Raw genomic sequence first — 332 nt, 5'->3', positions numbered from 1 at the left:
GCCAGCGCCGATCCTTGGATAGCCGATGCGCTGGCCGGAAAACCGCGCCCTGACCGCCTTCATGACGTTTCGGATTGCCTGGTAGTCGGCCTTCGCACCTTGTCCCTGCCAATGAAACTGGGTGTAGCCGTTGACGACATGAAAACTCCGCCCTCCGCGCTCGATCTCGGCGAGCGTAATGGTTCCCAGTTTGGATCGGTCGCCTTTGGCCGTCGCTAGATCGGCGACGTAAGCCGCGGGAAAACGCTGTTTGATCGACAGAGCAATGCCCTTGCCCATCACACATTGGCAATTGCAACCATGCACGGCGCGTTCGACGCGATCGTGCATGG

1 protein-coding gene is annotated in these 332 nt (G+C 59.9%); it reads right to left on the bottom strand.

The genetic code is table 11. The features are described from left to right. The coding region (locus tag EN786_RS36660) for a macro domain-containing protein (protein ID WP_135910132.1) at positions 1 to 330 on the bottom strand (330 nt) is incomplete at its 3' end. Between the last annotated feature and the right edge of the window lie 2 nt (positions 331 to 332).

The organism is Mesorhizobium sp. M4B.F.Ca.ET.143.01.1.1 (genome assembly GCF_004792275.1).
Classification (GTDB): domain Bacteria; phylum Pseudomonadota; class Alphaproteobacteria; order Rhizobiales; family Rhizobiaceae; genus Mesorhizobium; species Mesorhizobium abyssinicae.
This window is presented reverse-complemented; position numbering and strand designations above follow the sequence as displayed.